The following is a 26,453-nucleotide window of genomic DNA, read 5'->3' as shown; positions in this document are numbered from 1 at the left end:
TCATGCAATTAAATGCTATTCAAATTGTATTAGTCGTTCTAGTATCATTCTTAGCCGGTATGGAAGGTATTCTTGATGAATTCCATTTTCACCAACCAGTTATTGCATGTACTTTGATCGGCTTAGTTACAGGTAATTTAGTACCTTGTTTGATTCTAGGTGGTTCACTACAAATGATCGCCTTGGGTTGGGCTAATATTGGTGCCGCTGTTGCACCTGATGCCGCTTTGGCATCTGTAGCTTCTGCTATTATTTTGGTTCTTGGTGGTGAAGGTAAGGCCGGTGTTACATCAGCCATTGCTATTGCCGTACCACTTGCTGTTGCTGGATTGTTACTAACAATCATTGTTCGTACAATCACAACAGGTATTGTCCACATCATGGATAAAGCTGCTGAAGAAGGTAGTTTTAGAAAGATTGAAATGTGGCAAATTATTGCTATCTGTTTACAAGGTATTCGTATTGCCATCCCTGCAGCCTTGATTCTTGCTGTTGGTGCTGGTCCTGTTAGAGCTATGTTGGCATCAATGCCTACATGGTTAACTGACGGTCTTGCCGTTGGTGGTGGTATGGTTGTTGCCGTTGGTTATGCAATGGTTATCAACATGATGGCTTCTAAAGAAGTATGGCCATTCTTCGCTATTGGTTTTGTTCTAGCAACTGTTACACAGTTAACACTTATCGCACTTGGTACTATCGGTATCTCACTTGCCTTGATCTACCTAACTCTTTCTAAGAGTGGCGGTTCAAACAATGGCGGTGGTGGTTCAAACACCGGTGATCCAGTTGGCGACATAATAGATAATTACTAGGACGGAGGAAGATTAACATGGCTGAAGAATTAAAATTAAGTAAAAAAGATAGAATCTCCGTTTGGTGGCGTTCAACTTTCATTCAAGGTTCATGGAACTACGAACGTATGCAAAACGGTGGCTGGGCATATTCATTGATTCCAGCACTAAAAAAACTATACACAACTAAAGAAGACCGTGCCGCAGCTTTAAAGCGTCACTTGGAATTCTTTAACTGTCACCCATACTTAGCTTCACCTATCTTAGGTGTTACTATGGCTCTTGAAGAGGAACGTGCCAATGGTGCTCCCGTTGACGATGTTGCCATTCAAGGTGTTAAAGTTGGTATGATGGGTCCTTTGGCTGGTATTGGTGATCCAGTGTTCTGGTTCACTGTTAAGCCTATCATTGGTGCCTTAGCTGCATCACTTGCTATGACAGGTAATATCTTAGGACCAATCCTTTACTTTGTACTATGGAATGCTATTCGTATGAGTTTCATGTGGTATACACAAGAACTAGGTTATAAAGCCGGTTCTGCTATCACAGAAGATATGTCTGGTGGTTTACTACAAGACATTACAAAAGGTGCTTCAATTCTAGGTATGTTTATCCTAGGTTCATTGATCAACCGTTGGGTTGTTGTTAAGTTCACACCAACTGTTTCAACCGTTAAGTTGGATAAAGGTGCATATATTGACTGGGCACATCTTCCAGCAGGTGCACAAGGTGTTAAGGAAGCTCTTATTCAACAAAAGGCTGGTCTATCATTGACAGCTCACAAAGTTACAACATTGCAAGATAACTTGGACCAATTGGTACCAGGTTTGGCAGCATTGCTTCTAACATTGTTCTGTATGTGGTTACTAAAGAAGAAAGTTTCACCAATCGTTATTATCCTTGGATTATTCGTTGTCGGTGTTCTTCTACACGTACTTCACGTTATGTAATAATTTTTATCGAGCATTTGGCTCCTTATTGGATGGACTCTTATGGGTTCATCCTTTTTTAGTTGTATAATGTGATTAATTATCGTTACTTTAAGAAATGGAGTGGATTAAATGGTCCAATCAATCAATACAAAATCCGATCTTGTAATTGATGCTACATCGCATATGGGTTTATCTGAATATGGAAAAATCATGATCGGTGATAAGGGATTTGAGTTTTATAGTGATAGGGATACTAAGAATTTTATTCAAATTCCATGGAAAGAAGTAGATGTTGTTATAGTTTCTGTGATGTTTAAAGGCAAATGGATTCCACGTTTTGCTTTGAAAACAAAGAAGAATGGAATGTTCACGTTCTCTTCTAAAGATCCTAAACGCGTTTTAAGAGCCGTTCGCAAATATATTGATCCTGATAATATCGTTCAATCATTGGGATTCTTTCAAGTCATTAGTCGTAGCGTCAAGAATATCTTTAATAGAAAAAGTAAAAAATAGACTTAAAGGTCTATTTTTTTTCACACAAAAAGGCTTACCAAAATGGTAAGCCTGGGTGTTTTTGGGCCGTTAGACCAATTTGAAAGACTCATTGAAGGGTGAGCATCTTCCAAAAAATATATATGATTGTAAATTAACATGGCTGAATGCTTTTACAATTGTCATTTGAAATGTCGGGTCAAGTGGTCGCGACCACTTCTTCTCAACAACTGTAGGATACAGTATGGAACGCGTTCCATGTCAAATTATTTTTAAAAAAAGTTTTAGATGGTAAAATTAGGCAAAAAAGGAGGAAATAACAGATGAAAGTTCTTAAATCATTAAATTTAAAAATATTTGTTGTCTGGATAATATTTCCGATAATGCTGTATGTTTCCTCAATGGTCATTCCCAAAGGACTTAATTCGAACGTTAGGCAGGGTGTGGCAGATTTAGTTGTCTTTCTAGCAGCATATTTGTTAAACAAATATTGGTTGCATCAACAAATAAATTGGATCAGTTCGTCCCAGCCAATGCAGCAGATCATGACGGCATTGCCAACAATTATATTTGTTGGGTATTCTAGTATTGCTATGTTCTATGTTGGTGATATGTCATTCAAAGTTGAAATTGTCTTGATGACCATTTTAGTTGGATTAGCGGAGGAATTTTGTTTCAGAGGATTAATGATTCCTCTATTCCTTAGACGTTTCCATGGTAATGCATACAAAGCAGTGATCGGTTCGAGTATCTTGTTTGGATTGATGCATTTGATCAATTTAAAGAGTATTTCTTTCGGTTATGTATCGATTCAAGTAATATTTGCAATTGCCTTTGGACTGCTTCTCGGTGCAATATACATTAAAACGAATAATTTAGCATTAGTGGTTGTTTTGCACATGCTTAAAGATGTTTTCCCATTGTTATCTCCAAGTACGCTCAGAGAGGCTAGTAAGATGCAATTTTCGACAGCTTCATTAATAGCTTGCTTGTTCTTATTAGGAATAACAATAATAATTGCCAGATATCAGGTTAAAGGATTAACAATAGAACAGAGCGTTATGAAACACGATTAACCTCTGAGTATAACTTAAAAGCCTCTTGTATTTACTTATGTAGTAAATGCGAGAGGCTCTTTTGGTTGAACGAAGGAAGCTACGGCTATTTTTCTTTATTTCAATTTAAATGGCTGCATGGTATCTAATTCAGCATCTGTCTTAATGTTTTTGAAGTACATATTTACATCAGAATCAGTATTGTTTACTTTGACTAACAAAGCTCCATCAAAGTTAGCTCCAGGTTGAACTGATTGAGTATTGGTTGCATTGACTAAAGCAGCATAATCGCCAGTTGCTGAAGTTGCTGTTAGAACCTTGTCATCTTGTTTAAGAGTGATGGCATTTGCCTGAACCTTTTGAGGGTTCTCAGGAGTTTGCGTATTATTTGTATAGGTATATTTAACTAAAAGTGATGCGTCGCCGTTAGCATTTTTAACTAATTTAACGTCGTTTGAGATCTTGAATGTGTACCAGTCGGTTTTGTAAGTCAGCTTATTGTATGATCCAGCATTTTGAATTTTGCTTGCCGCACTTTCAGCCTTCTTAGTGTCATCAGTTTTGGTCTCATTTTTTGTTTCGTCTTTAACTTTTTGTTCAGCCTGCTTTTCACTTTTTTTAGTTTTTTTAGATGTAGAAGGTTTCTTTTTGGTGTGTTTTTTACTTGGTTTAACAGCTTCGATATTATTTGATTTAGAATTTGTGTTGGATGGAGTAGAGTTTATCCGCCAAATGATGAATCCAGCTACGATCAAGACGATTACAGCGATAATCATAGAGATAATAAATCCGTTTTTTTGATAAAACGGCAGTTGCTGTTTACGACGTTTATCTCTGGATATACGACTGTTGTCAACATTACTGCGTTGAACTCTGCTTCGACTTTGTCGATTGTTTCTGTTGCTACGTCTGTCCATGATGTTCTCCCTATAAAAACTGCATGAAACTATGATAAAAAACTATATAGAGCAATAATATCATATTTTTTTCATGTAAATTTAAAATTATCAGCTAAAAATTCTTTTTTCAGAAATTTGTTCTCAAGGTGTTGTAACGTCTTTTGAAAAGTGGTATAAATATCTGGTCGAAACATCAGGGGTATTTTTATCTTAATATAAAGGGGGTCACAATGATGTTGTTTTTTGGTAATCATGGCGATTACGAGGTAACTTGTAATTTTCTAGATAAAACTGGCCAAAGAATTGCTAAGAAGCGCATTTGTCACAACGTTTCTAAAAAAGAAGCACGTGACGGTATGAGAGATTATGTTACAAACAGATTCTCTGATATCATTGATGTTGCTCATCCTATCAAAGTTGCAGCTAAGCCAGTTGCAACCAGATAAAACAAGTATATTGTGTTGGAAGACTAGTCATGCTGGTCTTCCTTTTTTTGTACATCCATGTAGATATGCTTTTCATAACTCGTTTTTGAAGTAAATGTTATCATTGAACTAAAGGAAGTGATGTCATGGATCATACTAAGATTACTGGAAAAAGATTTCTCGCAGTAACGGCATTAAATTTGATTATCACTGTCGCCGAGTTCTTTGGAGGGGTTATTTCTGGAAGCTTGGGATTATTGTCTGATGCTGTCCATAATCTTGAAGATTCTATCTCTATTGTCATATCGTATATTGCCAATGTGATTGGTCGTAGACAAAACAATTCCGCCAAAACATTCGGATATAAACGTGCCGAGATATTAGCTGCTTTTGTAAATTCTAGTATTTTGATCGTCATCACAATTATGATGATCGTAGAATCTATTCGTAGATTTCAACAGCCGCAACATATTAACGGTTTGTTAATGATGATAGTCTCTATTATCGGATTATTGGCCAATTTGATATCCATGCTGGCACTTTGGTCTGGGTCAAAAGATAACTTGAATATCAAGGCAACTTTCTTACATATGCTTTCAGATACATTATCATCTGTAGGAGTCTTTGTGGCTTCAATTTTCGTAACACTCTTTAATTGGAACTGGGTCGATCCATTAATTACTGTGATTATTGCCATATGGCTTCTTAAAGAAGCTTTTGACGTTGTTAAGGAAAGTATCAACATCTTGATGGAAGCAAGTCCCAAGATCGATTTAGAGGCTGTTAAGAAGGTTGTATTAACTGTACCTGATGTAGTGGGCATTCATCATATTCACGTTTGGATGATAGATGAAAACTTTATTATTTTAGATGCACATATCAACGTCCAGAAAAAGTGTAATATGGATCAGCTTGAAGTTATCTATGATCAAGTTGATAAACTGTTAAAGGATAAATTTGGAGTATCACATGTCACTTTGCAAGCAGAGTGTACACGAGGATTAAAAGATCCACTAATTGACTGATAAAATGATTGAAAATCCAGGGATGGTTTTCAATCGTTTTTTATTTCAAAAGATGGTTGTGATAATATAGGTAGGTATATTGCAAGAAAGTTGGTAATGTCATAATATGGTAAAACTTATCATGGTTAGACATGGACAAAGTACCGCTAATGCGTTGAATCACTACACTGGATGGAGTGATGTCGACCTAACTCAAGAGGGAATTGCGCAGGCACATCAGGCTGCTGAACAATTACAAGGATTAGATATTGAATGTGTTCATACTTCTGTTTTGAAACGTGCTATTATGACGGCATACATCATTCAAGATGATTTAGATCTCAATTATGTTCCAATAATTAAGTCTTGGCGTTTAAACGAACGTCACTATGGGGCGCTTCGTGGTCAAAACAAAGAAATGACACGTGAAAAATATGGAGTTGAACAAGTTAGGTTGTGGCGCAGAAGCTACTATACTATGCCACCAAAGCTTGATAAGCCGGATCCTTCAGTAGGACCATACAAGTACCTTGATCCAAGAGTAATGCCTTTGTCAGAGAGTTTATTCCAGGCATATAATCGAATTGTTCCTTATTATATTGATACCGTTGCACCACAATTACTAGATGGTAAGAATCAATTGATTGTTGCTCACGGCAGTACAATCAGAGCTTTGATCAAGTATCTTGAAGACATTGGTGATCATGATATCGATGGTGTAGAAGTTGCTAACGGAGTTCCAATAGTCTACGACATGGATTCAAAATTGAATATAATTAAGTCAAATAGACAATAAAAAACGCTAATTTCCTTTTTCAGGAAATTAGCGTTTTTGTGTTATTCGTCATCGTCGTCATCAATTGGTTGATCGATAGGAATATCTTGTAATGCTGAACGATCCTTACGTACCAAACGAAGTCGATTCATTGAAATCTTTCCGAGTACAAGTGGGACACGTTCTTCGATTACATCACTATATGATAATCCAAACCAGTTAGCAGGAGAGATGAACTTCTGTAGAGCTAAACGGGCACGGATAATAGTCTTTTTAAGTCCGCTGATCTTAGTATCAGGTGAAAGAGCTTCCTTTATAAGAACGAATGAGAAGTCTCCAACTTGACGGTCAGGGATGGTTGTATATTTTTGAGGTTGCGGTTTGATTTCACCATTTGCCATCATGTCGTTAACAACCTGTCTTAAGTAGACATTGACCTTTTGATCGACACGGAATCCAAGATAGAGTTGAACACTGACCATGTAATCAGTATCAAATGTTTCAACACTATATGCGGCTGTGTAAGGCTCATCAGTAACATTAACTGTTACGAACCAATAGACTTCCGCACGTTTTGGACGTTTATCTAAGATTGAATAGAGGATATTCTTCTTAATTCTGTATCCATCATGAACCTTAGTTAGATATACCAAGTTTGTAGTGTAAAGAGGATAACTTGGGTCTTTTCTTAAGTCATTTAGTTGATGTTTGAAAGCAAGCAATGATGCAAAGTGACTTCTAAATGTATTGTCATCCATCAATCTGTCACCATATCTCCAAATAAACATAACGATGATAAGTAGTGCGGCGATACCCATTGTGATATAAGCACCATGGATAAACTTACTACTGTTGGTGATAAAGAAGATGATTTCAATTACAAAGAAGAAACTAATAATAATGGTTGAGAAGAAGCGGTTCGCTCGTTTCATCAATAACCATTGGTGCAAGAGAATTGTCGTCATAAGCATTGTAATAGTGATTTCAAGTCCGTAAGCATTGGACATGTTTTCGGAAGTTTTGAAATATATTACGATGAACAAACATACTACCCAGATAATTGAATTGACAGTTGGAATGTACAATTGTCCTTTGAAATTAGTTGGATAATAAGTCTTTAAACGAGGGAAGATTCTTAATTTTGTTGCTTCAGAAACTAGTGTGTATGAACCAGAAATCAGAGCTTGAGAAGCAATGATAGCAGCCATGGCGGATAGTAGGATACCAAATAATCTTAGGTTAGATGGCATTGATTCATAGAATGGATTCATAGCTGAACCCATTGCTTGTAAGGCTGGGTCACTTTTAAGACGTAACAACCAGACTGCTTGACCCAAATAACTGAGTAGCAAACAAATTTTGACGAAAGGCCAACTAGTATAAATATTAGGACGGCCAACGTGTCCCATGTCTGAGTACAATGCCTCTGCACCAGTAGTTGCCAGGAAGATACTTCCTAGAATGAAAATACCACGGATGTTTGCAGGGCTACGTAGTAATGCAATGGCGTAGTAAGGATTCAAGGCTCTAATGATAGTCCAGTCAAAGGTAATATTATAGATTCCCATTAGTCCGAGGAAAGAGAACCAAACTAACATAATAGGACCGAAAGCACGTCCGATAAGTTGAGTACCGAAACGTTGAATGAAGAACAACGTTGAAAGGATGATCAAAGTTATGATAATGACATGTGTTTGATTACTGATCAAAATATTGCCATTAAATTTGACACCTTTCAGTCCTTCAATTGCAGCAGTAACAGTAACAGCCGGAGTCATCATACCATCAGCTAGAAAGGTAGCTCCACCGATCATAGCCGGAATGATTAACCACTTAGCACGCTTTCTAACTAGAGTATAGAGGGCAAAGATACCACCCTCACCACGGTTATCAGCTCGTAGAGCAATTAACACATACTTGATAGTCGTAACTATCGTAAGTGTCCAAAATATTAAAGAAACACTACCTAAAATAAAATTGGTGGACATTTTGCTTAGTCCACCATTCCCAACCATTAATGAGTGCATAACGTACAGAGGTGAAGTACCAATATCTCCGTAAACAATTCCTAAGGCAATCAGGAATCCTGCAGCACTCATTTTTGAATGGGGGTTATTTTTTAGTGAATTTAATTGATTTTTTTCCATATAAATAATCTCCAAATTAAACAGTTCAACGGCGATTATAACATTAGAAATGATTGCATGGAACCTTTAAATTTTTGGTCTAGTTAGGAACCCTATTCTAATTGTTAAAATCTATTCTGGTCCAATCATCTAGTCACGATGCACGGGCACGATGATATTGGAACCTTCCGTTTGAATTGAGTATTCAATATCTTGATTACCGCGAACAGTCATGCCGAAGTCAGTTGAGTAAATAACCAATCCTAATTTGTGCCCTTCAGGGATACGATAGAAGGTTGGTTGTAATTCAACTTTGATAGGGTAGAAAGTATTTGGTTCAAGGCTGTTCACTCTATACGTATTTTCACGGTTTTGCAAGTTAATATGACCTTTAGTTATCATCTTATAATCTGTTGGTTTGCCAAGTGTAAATTCACGCAGATCATCTTCACGCCAATCAAAAGTTCCAGCTAGTCCATTGTGTGCTAATAGAGTAGGAGAAACATTGAATCTCTTGGCATTTCCATAGTCGATCAATTGGAAACTAAGCATACCGAAATTCTTACTTGAAGCCACGTTGAGATTGATATTTACTTTTCCATCAATAATAGTTTCTTCTATATTATTAGTAGTAAATAGTAGTCGATGATCTGTCATCTTATTGTTAGTTAGATTAGTCAAATCCTTTTGCCAGTCATCGTTATGCTTTACGTAACGCTTGAATGATTCGTCATCCAGTTTGTCATTGAATGTCAATGTCTCGTTGGTAGAAGGGGCTGTAACGAGCTTATCAGCTGATAATCCATATTGAACTGTTGGATTATTATCATTGCTCCAGTCAGTATAACTGTTCCATGTTTCTGTTTTGACGTTATCTTGGATGATTACATCAGGAATGATTTTTTCAGCCTGGTTATCGATACCTAATAACTCATGTGTTAACCACAAATTAATAATGTCGGTGTAGTCAATTGAACGGAATGCGTTGATATAAATATGTTGTCCTTGATGTAAAATGATTTTTTGCACAACGCCGTTATGACGTATACCATTCCACAATCTTTCGACATTTCTTGGCTTAACATTCCAGTCATTTAATCCATGGACCATCAATACATCAGCTTTGATATTTTTGAAATTTTTATGATAATTTCTTGCGTCCCAAAAAGTATTATAGTTTCCAGTTGTTCTATCTTGTTCGAAAGTTATCTCAGCTAATTTTTTATCCCAAAGTGGTTTGATCTTATGGAAGTCTCCAGGTTGGAGTCTTCGGCTGAATGTTTCTTCTGCCAGAACATCTGCATCTTCGCCAGGGAAGCCTCCAGGAGCAATCACCAATCCACCATCACGATAGTAATCATACCAGCTTGAAATTGCTGCTTCACTGATTACTGTCTTCAGTCCTTCAACACCGGTAGTTGCAGCGGCAGTAGCAAGTGTACCTAGATATGATCTACCAGTCATAGCGACTGATTTGTTTGACCACCAAGCTTTAATTTCGATGTTGTCATACTTATTTGTGAATGCACGACGATTGCCTGCCAACCATTCGATGATTGCAATGGTTGATGTGGTCTCTTCAGGGTCACCTGTTGTACGAATACCATCGGAATCCTTAGTACCGATACCAGCTGCGTAAACTACCGCAAAACCACGAGCTAAGAAGTAGTCGTTCAATGTGTATGATTGTTCTCTGGCAAATGTTTCGTCAGCTACTTCAGCATAACTATTAACTTTTCTTGGTTCGGGAAGTTTGGTATTTGGTGCTTTGTATTCAATATCTTCGTAATTCAAGTCATTTGGTTCTTTATGTGTTAACGGAATATTGACGTCATGCATCAACTTCTCGCCAGTTTCATCATTAGTACCTTGATTATATGGACTTGCAGTATAAAGTGAAGGGACTTTTAATCCGTCATTAGATTCAGCAGGGCGGAGTATTTCTGCTTTCAGCAAGTCTAACTTACCGTCTTCATCAGTATCTTGTGGTGATTCAACGTAAACTACTTCACGAATAATCTTATGAGGATCAAAGACGGGCATTGATTTACCGTTAAAAAGCAATGGTTCGCCAATTTCACCATAAAATGGTACAAAATAACCCTTTGCTGCTAATGAATCGATGAAAGTATGGCCATTTTTATTATGAGTAGCTAGTAGCCAGTACCAAGCGGATTTTAATTCATTAAGAGTAAGAACATTTCCTTCATGGTCTGCAACTTTCAATTGAATCTTTTTCATTGCACCCAATGGATCTTCAAAGGTGAAATCTACATCAGGATTGAATTCCAATAGTTGAAGAGCAACGTTGTAGAATGCATCTACAGAAAGCTCTGAACTAGAATTGAGGTATTCAAATGCATCTTGATCAGGAGTTGCCATGTATGTAGACAGCTTTTGCTTGAAAACAGCCTTGGAATGAGATTGGACAAAGGCTATTTGTAGAAAATTCTTGAATAGGTCAATAGGGTCAGTAATCATTTCATTATCTGATGTTAAAAAGTGAATATTTTGTAGTTCTTGTATCTGTGTGTCAAAGTCAGTTGGACGGATGGCAAATTGATTATTTTTCATATGAACAACTCCTCCATGTTATAAGTCTCATTATAGGGTATTGGGGGTATTAAAAAAAGACACTGCTTACATTAGGTAAGTAGTGCCTTTATTGGCGATTCTATAATGTTTGAAAAGACGCTCTAAAACGAGTTGCAAAAGCCAAATTCCTGCGCCTGCTACGAATAACAAATGCGCCAACTACGTTGTCACCTTCGCCATTCTAGGCAGTGCTCAGAATTTCCCGGCTTTTTCACTCTCTAAAACGAGTTGCAAAAGCCAAATTCCTGCGTCTGCTACGAATAACAAATGCGCCAACTACGTTGTCACCTTCGCCATTCTAGGCAGTGCTCAGAATTTCCCGGCTTTTTCACTCTCTAAAACGAGTTGCAAAAGCCAAATTCCTGCGTCTGCTACGAATAACAAATGCGCCAACTACGTTGTCACCTTCGCCATTCTAGGCAGTGCTCAGAATTTCCCGGCTTTTTCACTCTCTAAACGAGTTACACAAAACAACTTCCTCCGCTTACTACGAATAATAAATGTGCCACTTCGTGCCACCTTCATTATTTTAGGTAATGCTCAGAAGTTAGCGGTTTTGTTCCACTCTCTGTATCTATGCTAATGCGCCCATTGGGTCCCAAGGTGCCAATACTTTAGGTTCTTTAGACTCTGTTTCAAATGTCTTCTTTAGATCGTCATTCAAGTACTTCTTGTTGATAACTAATTGGTAAACGAATTCGTCAAACCATGAGTCACTCATTACAAAGTAACCTTTAGTTCCGACTTTTTCACCCCATGAGTTTTCAACTTTCCATTTTGTAGGTTTGCCATTTTCGTCCAAATCTACTCCTGTAAGTACCATGGCGTGTGTCATCATGCTTTGGATGTAATCTAGTCTTTCGGCTTTTGTCATTGATAGGTCAGTGTTGAATAGTCCTTCAACATCGTAAATATTTGTATCCATGATACCGATTTTACGATCTGAGCTTTGACCAACATCACTACCGAACCAAACAGCTTCGCCATCTTGCAATTGTTTAACAGCAAGGTTCTTGAAGTCATTGATTTCAAGATTTAAGTGACGTACTTGACGTCCACCAAGAACGTTACCAAGCATTTCAACTGTGTAGACGTGGTTGTATGGCTTGTCATCAGTTGGTGCGTTGATTGTTGAGATGTAGTTGTCTAGATCCCAGCCAACGTACTTCTTGAAGAATTCTTGTGGTGTGATGCCAGTTTCTTTATGGTAGTTCTTGTCATCATCACGGTATGCCCAGTCGAATTTTGCAGGTGGTTCGCCGACTGTGTAAACCAAAATTTTGTAAATTTCACTAAGCATTTCGTTTTTAGCACGTTCAATATCTTCATCAGACTTGTTTTCGTTTACTAAAGCACGAAGTGTGATAGCGTTCTTACGTAATTTGGTATTAAGAACTGTGTTAAGTTCTGAAGACTTTGTTCTACTATATGTGTCAGGCATTACGCTCTTAGGAACTACACCATATTTTTGAACAAGGGCCATGATCATGTCCCATTGACCACCATCTTGTTGAGGTGTTGTCATTAAGAAGTCAACTTTACGGTCACCAACTGGTAGGGCAGCTGTATTGATAACATTTTCGTAGAAGAAGTTAGATTTCTCTAATTTGTCCCAGAATAACATGTATCCTTCTGAAAGTTCGAAACCTTTAATCTTAAACTTGCTTTGGATAGGGTGTCTCATTGTGTTCAAGGCAGCAAACACCCAGCATAGTCCTGATTGTTTTTGATCAGAAACGGTACCAGTATCTAATTCAACTGAGAATGTAGGGTCCATTGCTACTTTAGAAGCAACAGTCTCACTTGATGCTAATATACCGTTGTTAGCAACGGCGTTTTTAATTGCTGATGAACCTGGTGTTTGTTCAAAGGCAGTTTGAAATTTTTCTAAATCATTTGAAGTAATTTCTTTTGACATATAATCTCTCCCTTTTATTTATTGCTACTATCTTACATCTTTGATAACTTTTGGACCATCGTCATAACCAACAATTACAGTATTAACCAAATCTAGGAATAATCCATGAGCAACGATGCCTACTTGATGATCTAGCCAATCAGCTAATAAGTGAGGATGTGTAATTTTACCCATCTTCAAGTCGATTACGTAATTCTTGTTGTGAGTCAAAACTCTGTTTCCATTGTCATCCAAACGAAATTCTGGATTTAACTCTTCTTTTTTGAGGTCAGAAAAAGTCTTTTCGCAACCAAATGGAATAACTTCAAGAGGTAGTGGGAAGCTTCCAAGAGTATCAGCCATCTTAGATTGATCTACGATCCAGATATTCTTGTGTGAGTTTGTGGCAACCATCTTTTCGAGAAGGTGAGCAGCACCACCACCCTTGATTCCTTGGAAGTTCTTGTCGATTTGATCGGCACCATCAATAGTTAAGTCGATATGATCGACATCATTCAAGTCTTTCATTGGAATGCCAAGGCCCTCAGCTTGTTTTTGAGAACGTGAAGAAGTTGCTACACCAACGATATTTTTGATTTCACCAGCTTGATATCTTTTACCAAGTTCTTCAATCATATAATAAACAGTAGATCCGGTACCTAATCCAACAACTGTATTACTTTCAATGAAGTCAACGGATTTGATACCGACGGCTTTCTTTAATTCATCTTGATTCAACTATTTTTCCTCCTCCAAAAGTTTGCGGTAATTCTCTGTTAATAAATAACGTATCTCTGGTTTGTTCTTAAATGAGAACTTAGCGTATGAACACACAGGAACAATTTTTAAATTTTCCCTGTCTGCATAACTCAAAACCTCATTTAGAAGTTTTCCAGCAATACCTTGTCCACGATAGTTCTCGTTAACGAAAGTATGGTCAATTGAAATAATTCCATCTTTAACAGGTGAGTATGTTATTTCACCGACCAATTCTTTATCCTCAATGTAGAAACGACCGTCTTCTTGCTTTATTTCCATAAACTACCCCCTCTAAATTAGATTTACTTTAATATTACCCTATTAATGGGAGAAAGTCAGTCTAATCAATAGTTTTATAAGAGTATAAATGCTATTATTTTAAGTATCTAATGACAATGGGAGAGTGCCGATTTGACTAAAAAACGTGGCTTTGAAATAGTATCAAAATATAAAGATGCGGGTATCAATTTACCAGTACGTCAAACTAAAAATGCCGCTGGGTATGACATTGAAAGTGCTGAAGATTTTGTAGTTCCTTCAATGTGGAAGTTCGGTGTTTTGAATGTTATTAAATTTATTTTTAGTAAAGGCAATCTTGATGATGCCAAAATTAAAGAAGTTCAAAAAAATATTAAGCCCGTCTTAGTTCCAACCGGAATCAAGGCTTTTATGCAAGATGATGAAGTGTTAATTATTGCCAGTCGTTCAAGTAATCCGCTTAAACGAGGACTATCAATTCCCAATGGTATTGGGGTTGTTGACGCTGATTACTATAATAATGATGGCAATGAAGGGGAAATGTTTGTTCAATTGATCAATTTCTTCCCATTCGATTATAAAATCAAAAAAGGTGAACGTTTGGCCCAAGGAATTTTCATGAAGTATTTGACTACTGACGAAGATGAGGGTGGGTTGAAGGAACGCCAAGGCGGATTCGGTTCTTCCGGATTATAATGTAACTATAGAAAGGAAATATTTTATTGGCTAAAGCTAAATCAAAATTTGTTTGTCAGAATTGTGGATATGTTTCACCTAAATACTTGGGTCGTTGTCCTAATTGTGGCGCATGGAATCAAATGGTTGAGGAAGTGGAACACACTGAATCAGCCAAGGCTACACCAAGTCGCCGTACTAGTGATTTGGATTCTCATCCTATTAAAATAAATGATGTTTCTTTTGAAAAGGAACCACGCGTTAAAACTGATATGTCAGAACTCAACCGTGTACTTGGTGGTGGTATTGTACCAGGTTCACTTATTCTTATCGGTGGTGATCCTGGTATTGGTAAATCTACTTTATTAATGCAAGTTTCAGGTCAGCTTCAAAAAACTGGTGGTAAGGTGTTGTATGTATCTGGTGAAGAGAGTGCTTCACAGATCAAGATGCGTGCGGATAGACTTGGCGTAACAGGGGATGAACTATACATTTATCCTCAAACTGACATGAGTTATATTCGTGATCAGATCAATACTATGAATCCTGATTATTTGGTTATTGATTCTATCCAAACAATGGATGAACCAGAGATTACATCTGCTGTAGGAAGTATTTCACAGGTTCGAGAAGTTACTGCTGAACTGATGAATATTGCCAAACAACAAAATATCACGGTGTTTGTTGTTGGACATGTTACTAAAGGTGGAGCTATTGCTGGTCCTAAAATACTGGAACACATGGTTGATACTGTTCTATACTTTGAGGGAGATACTCATCATAGCTATAGAATATTGCGTTCGGTTAAGAACCGTTTTGGTTCAACCAATGAAATTGGTATTTTTGAGATGCAGACTAAAGGTCTAATTGAAGTCGCCAATCCATCTGAGATTTTCCTTGAAGAGCGTCTTAAAGATGCTAATGGATCTGCAGTTGTTGTTTCAATGGAAGGAACACGACCAATCTTGGTTGAAATTCAGTCATTGATCACACCAACTATCTTTGGTAATGCTAAGAGAACAGCAACTGGACTGGACCATAATCGAGTTTCTGTTATAATGGCTGTTTTAGAGAAGCGTGGTAATTTGATGTTACAAAACCAAGATGCTTATCTTAAGTCAACTGGTGGTGTAAAATTAGATGAACCAGCAATCGACTTGGCCCTAGCAATGTCAATAGCATCTAGTTATAAGAACCTAGGTATCCCTGCCACAGACTGTTTTGTAGGTGAAGTTGGTTTGACTGGTGAAGTTCGCCGTGTTAATAGAATCGATCAGCGTGTTAATGAAGCTGAGAAGTTAGGTTTCCAACGAATCTTTGTACCCAAGAATAATCTTGGTGATTGGACTAAGAATAACAAGATTCAAATTATTGGTGTAAGTACGGTTCTTGAAGCTATGAACAAAATTTTTAATTAAAAACTGAGGAGGTATATATTTATATATGCGAAAATATATTATTAATGCAGTCTTCGCATTGTTTGGCTTAGCAGTCGGTATTACGTTGCTGCCGGCATTGTGGATCGTTGCAGGATTAGATAGTGTACGTTTATTAAATAACGGCTATGTTAACGGACTTATTGGACTAATTATATTTTATTTACTGTCGTTTCTATTTATTAAACCTATTACAGATTTAAATACTAGAATAGAAAAATACTTGAACTCTCGTTCACCTGGTTGGATCATTTTTGGTTCGCTATTCTTGATTGGAGGATTGATCCTAGCAAACATTATCTCCATTCCTTTCTATATGATGCACAACATGTTTGCTGATATTGTCCCACCAATTTTGATGATCATCTTTGGATTCATTGGATTCAGAATGGGTACAAGTAGAAGAAATGATTGGAAGAGTTTCTCCTTAACTAAGCGTAAGGCAGCTGAAACAGTTGCTGAAACAGAAGATAAAAAAGATATGGATTACGACGGAGAAGTCTTACGTCGTTCAGTTAAAAAAGATTTTTATCCATATAAAATTGTTGACACATCAGTCGTTATTGATGGTCGTATTCATCAATTAGCTCAGACAGGATTCCTTGAAGGTAAAATCATGATACCTGATTTTGTCGTTCATGAATTACAATTGATTTCAGATTCAAGTGACAATCAGAAGCGTGAGCGTGGTCGCCGTGGACTTGATATCTTGAATGAGATGAAGATGGATCAAACTATTAATATAGAAACAACTACTCGTGATTACGATAATATTCCTGAGGTTGACATGAAATTACTCAAGTTGGCCAAAGAAATAGGTGGTGCTGTTCTTACAAATGACTATAATTTAAGTAAGGTCAGTGAATTTCAGAACGTTAAAGTGCTCAACATCAATGAATTAGCTAAGGTATTGAAACCTATGGTTTTGCCAGGCGAAACAATGACTGTTAAAGTAATTAAAGAGGGTACTGAACGTGAACAAGGTGTCGCATATCTGGAAGACGGTACAATGGTGGTTGTCGAAGATGGTAAATACTTCATCGACAAGCAAGTTGATGTCGTTGTAACTAGTGCATTACAGACAGATGCTGGTAAAATGATATTTGCTAAGCCTAAACATTCAATGAATGGTATCCAAAGCAACACAAGTAATACAGGTAACAACAGTAACAATAGTAATAAGAAGAATAGTTCAAAGCAGAGCTCTAATAATGCCAATAAGAACTCTAAGAACAATTCTAGAAATCAAAGGGGAGAACGTAGAAATGGCAAAAAAGTCAGATAATAAAATTCGTGTGAGATATGCACCAAGTCCAACAGGACATTTACACATTGGTAATGCTAGAACAGCTATCTTTAATTACCTATTTGCAAGAAGTCACAAGGGTACTTTTGTAATCCGTATCGAAGATACAGATACAAAACGTAACGTTAAAGGTGGAGAACAGAGTCAACTTGAGAACCTTAAATGGTTAGGTGTTGACTGGGATGAAGGTCCAGATGTCGGTGGAGATTACGGTCCATATCGTCAATCTGAAAGAAAAGACATTTATCAAAAATATATTCAAGAATTACTTGATAAGGGACTAGCTTACGAATCATATCTGACTGAAGAACAGCTTACTAAGATGCGTGAAGAACAAGAAGCCAATGGCGAAATGCCTCATTATGAGTATGAATTTGCTGGAATGACTGAAGAAGAAAAGGCAGCTAAGATCCAAGAAGCAAAAGATGCCGGATTGACACCAGTTATCAGAATCCATGTACCAAAGGGCAAAACATACGAATGGGATGACATCGTTAAAGGCAAAGTCTCAATCGATTCAGATACAATCGGTGGAGACTGGGTTATTCAAAAGCGTGATGGTATGCCAACATACAACTTTGCCGTTGTTATTGATGACCACTTGATGGAAATCAGTCATGTTCTTCGTGGTGATGACCACGTTGCCAACACTCCAAAGCAATTAATGATCTATGAAGATTTAGGTTGGAAAGCACCAAAGTTCGGTCACATGACACTTATTATCAACACTGAAACAGGTAAGAAGTTAAGTAAACGTGACGAATCAATCCTACAATTTATTGAACAATATCGTGCTTTAGGCTACCTTCCAGAAGCAATGTTTAACTTCATTGCCTTACTTGGATGGTCACCAGTTGGTGAAGATGAATTATTCAATCGCAAGCAATTCATCAAGATTTTTGATGAGAATCGTTTGAGTAAATCACCAGCTAAGTTCGATCAAAAGAAACTTGAATGGGTAAATAACCAATACGTTAAGACTGCTGATGTCAGTGAAATTACTGACTTAGTACTTGAAAACTTAATTGAAGCAAAACGTATTCCTGCTAACCCAGATACAAATACAATTCAATGGGTAAGACATTTGACAGAACTTTATATGCCACAAATGTCATATACTCAACAAATCGTTGAATTATCAGATATCTTCTTTAACCAACCAGATGTATTGACTGATGACGAACAAAAAGAACTTGTTGATGACGATTCACGTAAGGCAATTGAAGACTTACGTAGCAAGTTAGAAAAACTTGATCGTTTCACAGCTACACAAATCATGGCTGCTATTCAAGGAGTTCGTGCAGATACAGGTGTTAAAGGTAGAAAACTTTATATGCCAGCTAGAATTGCTGCTACACGTACAATGCATGGCCCAGCAATTGCTGAAGCTATTGAATTGATTGGTAAAGAAAAATCATTGTCAAATATTGACAAGACTTTGGATCAAATGAAATAAAAAACATATTTTAAATGAGAGGTTGAAGGAAAACTTTTGTTTTGCCTCAATCTCTCTTTTGTTGTAGAAAGGAGAATTTATGCTAAAAATATTCAACACGTTAACCCGTGAAAAAGAAGAATTCAAATCAATCACTCCCGGCGAGGTTAATATGTATGTCTGTGGACCTACTGTCTATAACTATATTCATATTGGTAATGCTCGTTCCATCGTTGCTTTTGATACTGTCCGTCGCTATTTGGAGTATTTAGGCTATAAAGTGAAGTTTGTCTCTAACTTTACTGATGTCGATGACAAAATGATCAAGGAAGCTAATCGTGAAAATATTACTGTCCCAGAAGTTGCCGACAAGTTTATCAAGGCATTCTTTGAAGATATTGATAAGCTGAATGTTCAACGTGCTACGGTTAATCCCCGCGCTACTGATAACATTGAAGAAATTATCAATTTTATTTCTGATTTGGTAGATAAAGATTATGCGTATGAATCAGATGGCGATGTATTCTATCGTGCACGTAAGTTCAAACATTATGGTGAGTTGTCCGATCAAAACATTGATCAATTAGTTCAAGGTGCTAGCGAACATATCGGTGATGCGGAGTTTGATAAGAAGCAAGATCCAATTGATTTTGCGTTGTGGAAGAAAGCCAAACCCGGTGAGATCAAATGGAATTCACCATGGGGAGAAGGACGTCCTGGATGGCACATTGAATGTTCAGTTATGTCGACGAAATACTTAGGCGATACGTTTGATATTCACGGTGGTGGTCAAGATCTAGAGTTCCCACATCATGAGAATGAAATTGCTCAGAGTGAAGCAAGAACTGGTCAGAAGTTTGTTAACTATTGGATGCATAACGGATTCGTAACTGTTGAGAATAACGAAAAGATGAGCAAGTCGCTCGGAAACTTCGTTACTGTTCATGACCTGGTTAAGGATATTGATCCGCAAGTATTGAGATTTTTCCTTTCTTCAACACATTACCGTCGACCATTGGAATATTCTAAATCTAATTTACAAAAAGCAGCTGATAATTATGAAAGAATCAAGACTGCTTATAATAATTTGAACTTCAGATTAGATGGAGCCGATGGATCAGTCGATGATATTAAGTCACAAGTAGACGAAATCACAAGTAAGTTCAAGGATGCCATGAATGATGACTTCAACGTTCAGAATGGTATTACTGAAATTTTTGAATTAGTAGCTTTGGCAAATAATTACAGTTCTCAAGATAGTATTAATGCTGATAGTGCTAAGTATATTTTGAATGAATTAGCAAGCCTTTCAGGAATTCTAGGAATTCAATTCAGTGATAAGCAAGATCTTTCTGAAGAGATTCAAGAAATGGTTGAGAAGCGTGATCAAGCTCGTGCTGACAAGGACTTCGCAACTAGTGATGAACTTCGTGATAAATTAAAAGAAATGGGAGTAATTCTTGAGGATACTCCACAAGGAACACGGTGGCATATAGATGGTTAAGATTGAACAATTGAACGGCGTTACTTTGGCATATCTTGGGGATGCTGTATATGAAGTATTCATTCGTGAACATCTTCTTGATTTGGATATTACCAAAGTTAACCAGTTACAAAACAGAGCAACACATTATGTTTCAGCTAAGGCACAAGCAGCCTTGATAACATTAATGTTGGACGAGAATATCTTGTCCGATGAAGAAGTTAGAGTTTATAAAAATGGTCGTAATGCAAAGAAATATACCAAGGCAAAGAATACCAGCGTTGTTACATATCATATGTCAACGGGGTTTGAAGCACTATTCGGGTATCTTGATGTTAGTGATCAAAAAGACCGTGTTGCAGAACTTGCAAAATGGTGTATTAAAAAAGTAGAGTCGGGGGAAACAGATGCAGAATAATTCAAGTAATAATACCGAAGAAAGTGAATTAGTCTTTGGTCACCATTCAGTTGTTGAACTGTTAAAATCACCAACTGCTGGTCAACGTGTGAATAAAGTTCTTGTTCAAAAAGGACTTAAGAGTTCACATATTGGTGAAATAATTGAACTTGCTAAACGTAGTAAGTTGATTGTTCAAGAAGTTCCAAAGACAAAATTAGATGACATCAGTAATGGTGGAAATCATCAAGGAATGGGAGCTTACATTGCACCTTATCAATATGCAGAATTGGATGATATCTTCAAAGCTGCAAAGGCTAAGAACGAAGATCCATTCATTTTGATTCTTGATAGAATTGAAGATCCACATAACTTAGGATCTATCATGAGAACGGCTGATGCAGTCGGTGTGCATGGAATCATCGTTCCTAAGCATCGCAGTACTGGATTGACATCTGTTGTTGCTAAGACGTCAACAGGTGCAATTGAGCACGTTCCGGTTGTTCGTGTAACTAATCTAGTTAATACGATCAATGATTTGAAGAAACAAAACGTGTGGGTATTCGGTACTGCTATGGAAGGCCAAAATTATCGTGATTGGAATGCCAAAGGCGCTGTTGCTTTGGTTATTGGTAATGAAGGCAAGGGAGTATCGCCATTGGTACAGAAGCAAGTTGACCAGACTTTGAGTATTCCAATGGTTGGACACGTTCAAAGTTTGAATGCTAGTGTTGCTACTGGTGTACTGTTATATCAAGCATTTGCATCTAGAAATGGTAAATAATGAAACACGCATACAAAGATTTCACTTATTAAAGTGAGATCTTTTTTTGTAATATTGTTTTAATTTATCAGAGAATTAAAACTCTAACGAACTTTTTGTAAACAAACGTTCTCTTAAAATGCCATTTAATCCATGATAATTTTAAATAGAAAAACCATTCATAAAAAAATTATAGGGGTTGTTTTATGAATTCTTTTGAAATAGAACTAATTAGATTAGTAAAGGAGAAGAATGATACTGCGTTAGAATCGCTAGTCGATAGATATCGACCAATGATCGACAATTTGTATTTTCAATACAAAATAGGATTATATGATCGCAACGATTGGTACCAAGAAGCTCTGATGGTCTGTTATGCAACTTGCTTAATTTTTGATGGTGCTAGTGGTTCTAAGTTTGGCAGTTTTTTTAAACTGAAATTCAAGAATCACATTATTGATATTGTAAGAAGAGAGAACACTTTTAAGCGACAAGCCAATCAGTTCGCCTGTTCTTACGAAAAAATAATCGCTGATGATAATTCTACGGAATTCATTCAAAATTACGTTCACTTACTAGATACCTCTAGTTATCTTGAAGAGGCAATTTCTGATTTGAGTAAATTGGAGTTAGTAGCCTTGCAGTTTTTATTAGGGGAGTTAAAATTACAAATTGCATGTGATATAGGTGGATGTAATTCAAAACAATTGAATCGCGCAGCGAATCGATGCAGAATGAAGATAATGCAGTATTTATAATTTGTCATCTTATTGTCATGGACATTTTGGGTTGAAGAATCTATAATAATAAAGATATATAACTGCATAGAACGTGGAGAAACTCATGGGATTAAGAAAAGTAGCATTGGCTTGCAGCGTTTGTGGATCAAGAAATTATACAGTTTCTGAGAATCCTAATAGAACTGAACGCCTTGAAGTTAAAAAATTTTGTAAGCATTGTGGTAAGCACACATTGCATAAAGAAACACGCTAATCTGGAGGACTAAATGAAATTATTTAAATTTTTTGGTAGTGTCAAAGATGAAATGAAAGTAGTTGTTTGGCCTACTGCAAAGGAAAATAGACGTGATACATGGACCGTTGTAGCAACATCATTGTTGTATGCAATCTTTTTCGCAGCCGTTGACTGGGGACTAGTTGCTTTACTACAACATTTTGTAATGGGAAGCAAATAAGATTGTAACTAATTCAATAATTTGATATGATTGAATTAATGAAGAAAAACTTCGACTCTGTTCGAGGTTTTTTTATTTTGATTTTTTTGGAGGAAATTATGGCTGAAGCTGGCGATAAACAATGGTATGTTCTACATACCTATTCAGGTTACGAAAACAAAGTTAAGGAAAACTTGGAATCACGTGCTCAATCAATGGGTATGGAAGATTACATTTTCCGTGCAGTTGTTCCTGAAGAAGAAGAAACAGAAACAAAGAACGGTAAACAAAAGACAGAAATGAAGAAGACTTTCCCAGGATATGTTCTGGTTGAAATGGTTATGAGTGATGAATCATGGTTCGTTGTTCGTAATACACCTGGTGTTACAGGATTCGTTGGAAGTCACGGTTCAGGTAGTAAGCCAGCACCATTATTGCCAGAAGAAATCGATCATATTCTTAATGATCTAGGTATTAGTGTTCAAGCCGGAAACGACTTTGAAGTTGGCGAGAACGTTACAATCGTTGAAGGACCATTTGCTAATATGTCAGGTAAAGTTACAGAAATCGATGCAGATCACGACAAGCTTAAAGTTGACGTTGATATGTTCGGTCGTATGACAAGTGCCGAAGTCGCTTTTAGCGATGTACAAAAATAATAAATAATATTGATAAAGGATTTAATCCGTGCTATTATAATACGGTATGTTTTTTGAACGTACATGTGGGAGAGAAAATTTAAATTCTCAATATGACCACATCACGGATTAAGGAGGTATGCACCGTGGCTAAAAAAGTTGCTAACGTAGTAAAATTACAAATTCCTGCTGGACAGGCTACTCCAGCTCCACCAGTTGGTCCTGCTTTGGGACAAGCTGGTATTAACATTGTTGCCTTTACAAAGGACTTCAATGCACGTACAGCAGATCAACAAGGAATGATCATTCCCGTTGTTATCTCTGTATACGAAGATCGTTCATTCGACTTCGTTACAAAGACACCACCTGCAGCAGTTCTATTGAAGAAGGCTGCCGGCGTTGAAAAAGGCTCTGGCGAACCTAACAAGAACAAGGTTGCCACTGTCACAAACGACCAAGTTCGCGAAATTGCTGAAACCAAGATGAAAGACCTAAACGCTGCCAGTGTTGAATCTGCAATGCGTATGGTTGCTGGTACTGCAAGAAGTATGGGCTTTACAGTAGAAGACTAGACAATAAGCAGTTTACAGGAATATGAAAGTATTCTTAACAAGTGGGAGGGGAAAATCCCCAATAGACCACAAAGCAAGGAGGAACTTAGCATGGCTAAGCATGGAAAAAAATATATTGAAGCTATGAAGCAAGTGGATAAGGATAAGACTTACACTGCTACAGAAGCTGCTGACTTACTAAAGAAAGTAAATTACGCAAAATTTGACGCAACTGTTGAGGTTGCTATTAATTTGGATGTAGATCCAAAACAAGCTGATCAACAAATTCGTGGTGCCCTTGTTCTACCTAACGGAACAGGTAAATCACAAAAAGTTATCGTTTTTGCTGAAGGTGAACAAGCTAAGGCTGCTGAAGCAGCTGGTGCTGACATCGTTGGTTCAGATGACCTTGTTGAAAAGATTCAAGACGGCTGGTTGGACTTTGATGTTGCTGTTGCAACACCACCAATGATGGCTAAGGTTGGACGTTTAGGTCGTGTACTTGGACCTAAAGGTTTGATGCCTAACCCTAAGACAGGTACCGTAACAATGGATGTTACAAAGGCTGTTAACGATATTAAGGCTGGACAAGTTACTTACCGTGTAGATCCTAATGGTTTGATCCACGCACCTATCGGTAAGTTGTCATTCGATACTGAGAAGATTGCTGCTAACTTTAACGCATTCTACGAAACTATCGCAAAGGCACGTCCTGCATCATTGAAGGGTAACTATATTGTTAGTGTTAATATGACATCAACATTTGGCCCTGGTCTAAAAATCAACGCCTAGTGTTGACTTATAACCAAAATAATGATAATGTACAATAGTTGATTTCTACCGAAGACTCAGGTGATGTGAATCTTAATATCCTGCCGAGGCCAGAAGATTGTTACTTAATCTCTGTGTCTTTCGGGCACAGAGATTTTATTTTAGCCGAAATTTGTAGAGTTAACTAAATAAATTGTGGAGGTGAAACGTAATAATGAAGCAAGAAAAATTAGCTCAAAAAGAAGCACTCGTTACAGAAGTTGCTGCTAACCTTAAGGATGCTAAGTCAGTTATTGTTGTTGACTACTTAGGTCTTACTGTTGAACAAGCTACTGCTATGCGTGCCGAATTACGTGAGCAAGGCGCAACTATGAAGGTTATCAAGAACACTGTCTTAAGACGTGCTGCTGAAGAAGCCGGATTAGAAGGACTTGAAGAATTCTTCGTTGGCCCAACAGCCATCGCTTATTCTGAAGAAGATCCAGTTGCACCTGCAAAGGTTGCTGCTAAGTTTGCCAAAGATGTTGAATCCGTTGAAATCAAGGGTGGAATCATCGAAGGTAAAGCTGCTACACTTGAAGAAATTCAAGCACTTGCAACACTACCAAACAGAGATGGCTTGCTATCTATGTTGGTATCTGTATTACAAGCTCCAGTTCGCGACTTCGCATTGGCTGTTAAGGCTGTTGCTGAAAAGAAAGACGACGAACCAGCTGCTTAATTAAAAAACAAACATAATTTGGAGGACATTAAAATGGCTTTAGATACACAAAAGATTATCGATGATTTAAAAGATGCTTCAATTCTAGAACTTAACGACCTTGTTAAGGCTATCGAAGAAGAATTTGACGTTACAGCTGCTGCTCCTGTTGCTGCAGGTGCTGCTGCTGGTGGCGACGATGCTGCTGAAAAGGATTCATTCGATGTTGAACTTACAGAAGCAGGTCAAGAAAAGGTTAAGGTTATCAAGGAAGTTCGTGGTATCACTGGACTTGGCTTGAAAGACTCAAAGGACCTTGTTGACGGTGCTCCTAAGGTTATCAAGGAAGGCGTTGCTAAGGCTGACGCTGAAGACATGAAGTCAAAACTTGAAGCTGTTGGCGCAACAGTTACATTGAAATAATAACTTTTTATAAGTTTATTATGATAAAATTAATCCTCGTAAGAGGATTATTTTTTTGTCCTCATTTTCGCTTTCAGAAAGGAAACAAATATGGCTAATCAATATTTTGAAAATTCAGAGGATCTGGAACACGAACTAAAAGATTTTAATTTTACGCTGAGAAATAATAATTTTACATTTACATCAGATAGTGGTGTCTTTTCGAGACAAACTGTCGATTTTGGCTCCCGTGTTTTAATTGAGGCAATTAATTTTGATGATATTCCAGCTGGTAATATTTTGGATGTTGGATGTGGTTATGGACCAATTGGATTATCACTTGCTAAAGAACAAACAAATCGTACTGTTGATATGACGGATGTTAATCTTCGCGCTATGGATTTGGCTAAGAAGAATGCCAAGGCCAACAAAGTAAATAATGTTAATATCTTTGAATCTAATGTTTATGAAAAAGTCACAGACAAGTATGCTCTGATAGTTTCTAATCCACCAATTAGAGCTGGAAAGAATGTTGTTTCAGGAATAATTCGTGATGCCAAGGAACACTTGCTTGATAATGGTGAATTGTGGATCGTTATTCAGAAGAAACAAGGAGCTCCATCAGCCAAAAAATTGATGGATGCAACTTATGGAAATGTTGAAGTTGTTACACGTGATAAAGGATATTATATTTTGAGAAGTGAGTTGGCTTAG

At 37.2% G+C, this 26,453-nt stretch carries 29 protein-coding genes and 1 other annotated feature; of the genes, 23 read left to right on the top strand and 6 right to left on the bottom strand.

Annotation, left to right across the window (positions count from 1 at the left end; translation table 11 throughout):
- The first annotated feature begins 2 nt into the window (after positions 1-2).
- The 4 genes from EKM66_RS03520 (at position 3) to EKM66_RS03505 (ending at position 3,291) form a co-directional block, all read left to right on the top strand.
- The gene (locus EKM66_RS03520; protein WP_125761760.1) at positions 3-812 is read left to right on the top strand and encodes a PTS mannose/fructose/sorbose transporter subunit IIC; all 810 of its coding nucleotides are present in this window, start codon (positions 3-5) and stop codon (positions 810-812) included.
- A 17-nt stretch (positions 813-829) separates the two neighbouring features.
- A complete protein-coding gene (locus EKM66_RS03515; protein ID WP_125761758.1) occupies positions 830-1,741 on the top strand; it encodes a PTS system mannose/fructose/sorbose family transporter subunit IID in 912 nt (303 codons plus the stop codon).
- Between the two features lie 111 nt (positions 1,742-1,852).
- Positions 1,853-2,236, top strand: coding sequence for a DUF956 family protein (locus EKM66_RS03510; protein ID WP_125761756.1), 384 nt, complete (start codon positions 1,853-1,855; stop codon positions 2,234-2,236).
- Positions 2,237-2,538: 302 nt separating this feature from the next.
- Positions 2,539-3,291, top strand: coding sequence for a CPBP family intramembrane glutamic endopeptidase (locus tag EKM66_RS03505; protein WP_125761754.1), 753 nt, complete (start codon positions 2,539-2,541; stop codon positions 3,289-3,291).
- Positions 3,292-3,386: 95 nt separating this feature from the next.
- On the opposite strand, the gene EKM66_RS03500 is transcribed toward EKM66_RS03505, so the two are convergent.
- On the bottom strand, positions 3,387-4,187 hold the full coding sequence (locus EKM66_RS03500; RefSeq protein WP_125761752.1) for a DUF5067 domain-containing protein: 801 nt from the start codon (positions 4,185-4,187) through the stop codon (positions 3,387-3,389).
- A 212-nt stretch (positions 4,188-4,399) separates the two neighbouring features.
- Between EKM66_RS03500 and EKM66_RS03495 the strand changes: the two genes are divergently transcribed.
- The 3 genes from EKM66_RS03495 (at position 4,400) to EKM66_RS03485 (ending at position 6,394) form a co-directional block, all read left to right on the top strand.
- On the top strand, positions 4,400-4,615 hold the full coding sequence (locus EKM66_RS03495; protein ID WP_225426550.1) for a hypothetical protein: 216 nt from the start codon (positions 4,400-4,402) through the stop codon (positions 4,613-4,615).
- A gap of 125 nt (positions 4,616-4,740) precedes the next feature.
- Positions 4,741-5,619, top strand: coding sequence for a cation diffusion facilitator family transporter (locus EKM66_RS03490; protein ID WP_125761750.1), 879 nt, complete (start codon positions 4,741-4,743; stop codon positions 5,617-5,619).
- Positions 5,620-5,725: 106 nt separating this feature from the next.
- Entirely contained in the window at positions 5,726-6,394 is a 669-nt protein-coding gene (locus tag EKM66_RS03485) for a 2,3-bisphosphoglycerate-dependent phosphoglycerate mutase (protein ID WP_125761748.1), read from the top strand.
- Positions 6,395-6,435: 41 nt separating this feature from the next.
- Here the strand turns inward: EKM66_RS03485 and EKM66_RS03480 are convergent, their stop codons facing one another.
- The 5 genes from EKM66_RS03480 to EKM66_RS03460 form a co-directional block, all read right to left on the bottom strand.
- Positions 6,436-8,520, bottom strand: a complete 2,085-nt coding sequence (locus EKM66_RS03480; protein WP_125761746.1) for a KUP/HAK/KT family potassium transporter — start codon at positions 8,518-8,520, stop codon at positions 6,436-6,438.
- 129 nt (positions 8,521-8,649) lie between these two features.
- A complete protein-coding gene (locus EKM66_RS03475) occupies positions 8,650-11,073 on the bottom strand; it encodes a Xaa-Pro dipeptidyl-peptidase (RefSeq protein ID WP_125761744.1) in 2,424 nt (807 codons plus the stop codon).
- 595 nt (positions 11,074-11,668) lie between these two features.
- The gene (locus EKM66_RS03470) at positions 11,669-13,012 is read right to left on the bottom strand and encodes a C1 family peptidase (RefSeq protein WP_125761742.1); all 1,344 of its coding nucleotides are present in this window, start codon (positions 13,010-13,012) and stop codon (positions 11,669-11,671) included.
- A gap of 27 nt (positions 13,013-13,039) precedes the next feature.
- Complete coding sequence (gene rpiA, locus EKM66_RS03465; protein ID WP_125761740.1) at positions 13,040-13,729, bottom strand: ribose-5-phosphate isomerase RpiA; 690 nt, start codon at positions 13,727-13,729, stop codon at positions 13,040-13,042.
- Positions 13,730-14,029, bottom strand: coding sequence for a GNAT family N-acetyltransferase (locus tag EKM66_RS03460; RefSeq protein WP_125761738.1), 300 nt, complete (start codon positions 14,027-14,029; stop codon positions 13,730-13,732).
- Between the two features lie 132 nt (positions 14,030-14,161).
- On the opposite strand from EKM66_RS03460, the gene EKM66_RS03455 reads away from it, so the two are divergent.
- From EKM66_RS03455 to EKM66_RS03380, 16 genes are all read left to right on the top strand, one after another.
- Positions 14,162-14,704, top strand: a complete 543-nt coding sequence (locus EKM66_RS03455) for a dCTP deaminase/dUTPase family protein (RefSeq protein ID WP_125761736.1) — start codon at positions 14,162-14,164, stop codon at positions 14,702-14,704.
- A 26-nt stretch (positions 14,705-14,730) separates the two neighbouring features.
- Positions 14,731-16,101, top strand: a complete 1,371-nt coding sequence (radA, locus tag EKM66_RS03450; RefSeq protein ID WP_125761734.1) for a DNA repair protein RadA — start codon at positions 14,731-14,733, stop codon at positions 16,099-16,101.
- Between the two features lie 25 nt (positions 16,102-16,126).
- A complete protein-coding gene (locus EKM66_RS03445) occupies positions 16,127-17,404 on the top strand; it encodes a PIN/TRAM domain-containing protein (RefSeq protein WP_125761733.1) in 1,278 nt (425 codons plus the stop codon).
- Positions 17,385-18,881, top strand: a complete 1,497-nt coding sequence (gltX, locus tag EKM66_RS03440) for a glutamate--tRNA ligase (RefSeq protein ID WP_125761731.1) — start codon at positions 17,385-17,387, stop codon at positions 18,879-18,881. Before EKM66_RS03445 ends, gltX begins: the two co-directional genes overlap by 20 nt.
- A 79-nt stretch (positions 18,882-18,960) precedes the next feature.
- On the top strand, positions 18,961-20,364 hold the full coding sequence (gene cysS / locus EKM66_RS03435; protein WP_125761729.1) for a cysteine--tRNA ligase: 1,404 nt from the start codon (positions 18,961-18,963) through the stop codon (positions 20,362-20,364).
- Complete coding sequence (locus EKM66_RS03430; RefSeq protein ID WP_125761727.1) at positions 20,357-20,761, top strand: Mini-ribonuclease 3; 405 nt, start codon at positions 20,357-20,359, stop codon at positions 20,759-20,761. The genes cysS and EKM66_RS03430 overlap by 8 nt, the downstream gene beginning before the upstream one ends.
- A complete protein-coding gene (rlmB, locus tag EKM66_RS03425) occupies positions 20,751-21,524 on the top strand; it encodes a 23S rRNA (guanosine(2251)-2'-O)-methyltransferase RlmB (RefSeq protein ID WP_125761725.1) in 774 nt (257 codons plus the stop codon). The genes EKM66_RS03430 and rlmB overlap by 11 nt, the downstream gene beginning before the upstream one ends.
- A 185-nt stretch (positions 21,525-21,709) precedes the next feature.
- Positions 21,710-22,261, top strand: coding sequence for a hypothetical protein (locus EKM66_RS03420; RefSeq protein ID WP_125761723.1), 552 nt, complete (start codon positions 21,710-21,712; stop codon positions 22,259-22,261).
- Between the two features lie 85 nt (positions 22,262-22,346).
- Positions 22,347-22,496: a 50S ribosomal protein L33 gene (rpmG, locus tag EKM66_RS03415; RefSeq protein ID WP_125761721.1), complete on the top strand. Its 150-nt coding sequence runs from the start codon at positions 22,347-22,349 to the stop codon at positions 22,494-22,496.
- A 13-nt stretch (positions 22,497-22,509) separates the two neighbouring features.
- Positions 22,510-22,698 (top strand): preprotein translocase subunit SecE, encoded by a 189-nt coding sequence (gene secE, locus EKM66_RS03410; RefSeq protein WP_125761719.1) that lies wholly within the window; start codon positions 22,510-22,512, stop codon positions 22,696-22,698.
- 98 nt (positions 22,699-22,796) lie between these two features.
- Complete coding sequence (gene nusG / locus EKM66_RS03405) at positions 22,797-23,336, top strand: transcription termination/antitermination protein NusG (protein WP_125761717.1); 540 nt, start codon at positions 22,797-22,799, stop codon at positions 23,334-23,336.
- Between the two features lie 125 nt (positions 23,337-23,461).
- Positions 23,462-23,887: a 50S ribosomal protein L11 gene (gene rplK, locus EKM66_RS03400; RefSeq protein ID WP_125565663.1), complete on the top strand. Its 426-nt coding sequence runs from the start codon at positions 23,462-23,464 to the stop codon at positions 23,885-23,887.
- Positions 23,888-23,977: 90 nt separating this feature from the next.
- Positions 23,978-24,658 (top strand): 50S ribosomal protein L1, encoded by a 681-nt coding sequence (gene rplA / locus EKM66_RS03395; RefSeq protein ID WP_125761715.1) that lies wholly within the window; start codon positions 23,978-23,980, stop codon positions 24,656-24,658.
- 30 nt (positions 24,659-24,688) lie between these two features.
- Positions 24,689-24,806: a sequence feature (ribosomal protein L10 leader region), on the top strand.
- A gap of 45 nt (positions 24,807-24,851) precedes the next feature.
- Positions 24,852-25,358: a 50S ribosomal protein L10 gene (gene rplJ / locus EKM66_RS03390; protein ID WP_125761713.1), complete on the top strand. Its 507-nt coding sequence runs from the start codon at positions 24,852-24,854 to the stop codon at positions 25,356-25,358.
- A gap of 33 nt (positions 25,359-25,391) precedes the next feature.
- Positions 25,392-25,760, top strand: a complete 369-nt coding sequence (gene rplL / locus EKM66_RS03385) for a 50S ribosomal protein L7/L12 (protein ID WP_125761711.1) — start codon at positions 25,392-25,394, stop codon at positions 25,758-25,760.
- A 90-nt stretch (positions 25,761-25,850) separates the two neighbouring features.
- Positions 25,851-26,453, top strand: a complete 603-nt coding sequence (locus EKM66_RS03380; protein ID WP_125761709.1) for a class I SAM-dependent methyltransferase — start codon at positions 25,851-25,853, stop codon at positions 26,451-26,453.

The organism is Companilactobacillus hulinensis (genome assembly GCF_003946555.1).
Lineage (GTDB): Bacteria > Bacillota > Bacilli > Lactobacillales > Lactobacillaceae > Companilactobacillus > Companilactobacillus hulinensis.
Note: the sequence above shows the minus strand (reverse complement) of the source record. Positions and strands in the feature narration are given on the sequence as shown.